This window comes from Suttonella ornithocola (assembly GCF_001889065.1).
Classification (GTDB): domain Bacteria; phylum Pseudomonadota; class Gammaproteobacteria; order Cardiobacteriales; family Cardiobacteriaceae; genus Suttonella_A; species Suttonella_A ornithocola.
In genome coordinates this window covers 1-2,536 of sequence record NZ_LWHB01000161.1, presented here as the reverse complement: position 1 = coordinate 2,536, position 2,536 = coordinate 1, and the positions used below count along the sequence as shown (strand labels likewise).

Sequence of the window (2,536 nt, the reverse complement as noted above, 5' to 3'; positions counted from 1 at the left end):
TCTTTGAGGGCTTACGTACAGTAAAGCCTTTAGGATGGGGATTTTTAATCCAGCTATAGACGGTGAATTTGCTGATCTTGTAGCGCTTTGCAACAGCGCGCCAAGTTTCTCCATTAGCAATATCGTTAAGAATTTTCTGTCGGAATTGGCTGCAGTAGGTCATAGGATATGCTCAGTTTGTTTTTGATAATTCTACTACAAGTTGTTTTTATATCTGTTTTGGATAAATTGGATTATAAGTGATTTTACTATATTTATTTAGGTAAAATCCAAAAATGGAATGACCCAAAAATTGTTGCCCTCAATGATGGGGCTAAACTTCCAGATGCTGCCATTGCAACGATTTTCCGCTCAGATGGCTCTGGCACTTCTTATAACTATACTTATTATCTCAGCCAAGTTTCTGAAGATTGGAAAAACGGCCCAGGCGCGAGTAAATCACCAAAATGGCCAACCGCAGGTTCTTCAGGCTTAGGCGGTAAAGGAAATGATGGCGTTGCTGCATTTGTCACAAAAATACCTAATTCTATTGGCTATGTAGAATATGCTTATGCTAAGGAAAATAGTCTGGCTTATACGAAGATGGTAAATCGCGCAGGCAAAACTGTTGAGCCTTCTTTAGAAAGTTTTCAAGCAGCAGGAAATGCTGATTGGAAAGCCGCACCGGGATTTAATTTAACGATTGCCAATCAATCAGAAGATCCAAAGGCATGGCCTATCGCTGCTTCTACTTTTATTTTGGTTCATACTCAACCTAAAAATCCTGAAAATACTAAGGCAGCACTCGAATTCTTTGCTTGGGCATACAAAAATGGCGATAGCATCGCAGAAGAGCTTGCTTACGTCCCTTTCAGTGCTGAGAATAAAACTTTATTCCAGCAAAGCTGGTCAGCTATTAAAGGCAAAGACGGCAATCCTCTTTATCAGTAATTTTTCTTTTTCATCATTAGGAAAGTGGCTTGCCCACTTTCCATCACTCAGAGCAAGTAGGATATGAATACACTTTCCCAACAAATCCTCAAGCACAGACGAATCGATTATTTTTTTGTGGGATTTACTCGCTTTTTTGCTTTTCTTGTTCTTATGAGTTTATTAGGAATAACGATTAGTCTTATCATTGATGCTTGGCCAGCAATGAAAACTTTTGGACTGAAGTTTTTAGTTTCTTCCGAGTGGGACGTTAATAATGACGACTTTGGCGCATTAACGGCTATTTTTGGAACAGTTGCGACTTCTGCAATGGCAATTTTCATCGCTGTCCCAGTCAGTTTTGGTATTGCCGTTTTCTTAACAGAGCTTTGCCCTCTATGGTTACGCCGTCCTATTGGGATTGCCGTAGAGCTGTTAGCTGGTATTCCTTCTATCGTATATGGCATTTGGAGGCTATTTGTTTTTGCTCCTTGGTTTAGTGAAACGATTTTAAGACCATTAAGTTTAGGCATTGTGGGTGTTGGCTTCTTTACCGCTGGTCTTATCCTTTCCATTATGATTATTCCTTTTATTGCCTCAGTTATGCGAGATGTTTTTGAAACCGTTCCTAAAATGCTTAAAGAGTCTGCTTATGGACTTGGGGCAACGCGTTGGGAAGTCCTACGTAACGTCGTTTTTCCTTATACCTCAACGGGAATTGTCGGTGGCATTATTTTAGGACTAGGACGCGCATTAGGAGAAACCATGGCAGTCACTTTTGTCATTGGCAATGTATGGAATATCAGTTTCAATCCTTTTCATGCGGGACAATCCATAACCTCCGCATTAGCCAATGAATTTAACGAAGCAGATGGCTTGCAGATTTCTTCTTTAATGTTTCTTGCTGTGATTCTCATGCTGATTTCATTAATCGTATTAAGTTTATCTAAAATGCTGCTCATTCGTGGCGCAAAACATAAACGCTAAAGGCCGCACATGAATATCAATCAAACTTTATATGCTCGTCGCCAACGCCGTAACCGCTTATTTATGCTCCTTTCCTTATGTGCTACGGCATTTGGATTGTTTTTTCTTGCTTTAATTTTATATGCCCTATTTAGTAAAGGAGTTGCAAATTTCAATTGGAGTATTTTCACTGATAATCTCTCCGCACCTTGTAGTGGTAATCACTGCGATACCGGCGGACTCAAAAATGTGATTGTTGGTTCATTGATGATTACTTTTTTTGCCTTAGTGATTGGTACGCCTATTGGTATGCTTTGTGGTATCTATCTAGCAGAATTTGGACGCCATAGTTTATTTGCAAAAACCACTCGTTTCATCAATGACCTTTTGCTCTCAGCGCCATCTATTATTATCGGTGTATTCGTATGGGGGTTGATGGTCAAACCTCAATTACCGGGCTATTCTGGCTGGGCTGGCTCTGTTGCTTTATCGCTACTCGTTATCCCTGTTGTAGTTCGTACCACTGAAAATATGCTTAATTTAGTACCTGACCGTCTGCGCGAAGCGGCTTATGCACTTGGTACGCCTAAGTGGAAATTAACTTTAAATGTTACCTTAAAAGCCGCAAAAACGGGGGTATTAACCGGCATTATTCTCGCTT

Annotated in this window: 4 protein-coding genes; 3 read left to right on the top strand and 1 reads right to left on the bottom strand. The window is 40.2% G+C overall.

What is annotated here, in order from left to right; all coding sequences use genetic code 11:
* The coding region (locus A5N85_RS17800; RefSeq protein ID WP_143143270.1) for a helix-turn-helix domain-containing protein at positions 1-163 on the bottom strand (163 nt) is incomplete at its 3' end.
* Positions 164-252: 89 nt separating this feature from the next.
* Between A5N85_RS17800 and pstS the strand changes: the two genes are divergently transcribed.
* The 3 genes from pstS to pstA form a co-directional block, all read left to right on the top strand.
* Entirely contained in the window at positions 253-930 is a 678-nt protein-coding gene (gene pstS, locus A5N85_RS14740; protein WP_084601768.1) for a phosphate ABC transporter substrate-binding protein PstS, read from the top strand.
* Positions 931-993: 63 nt separating this feature from the next.
* A complete protein-coding gene (gene pstC, locus A5N85_RS11495; RefSeq protein WP_072577351.1) occupies positions 994-1,896 on the top strand; it encodes a phosphate ABC transporter permease subunit PstC in 903 nt (300 codons plus the stop codon).
* A gap of 9 nt (positions 1,897-1,905) precedes the next feature.
* Positions 1,906-2,536 (top strand): phosphate ABC transporter permease PstA (pstA, locus tag A5N85_RS11490; RefSeq protein ID WP_072577350.1); only part of this gene is annotated, 631 nt, incomplete at its 3' end.

Excerpts from the sequence above, each read along its gene's own strand:
- pstC (WP_072577351.1), top strand. The coding sequence starts at position 994 with ATGAATACACTTTCCCAACAAATCCTCAAGCACAGACGAATCGATTAT.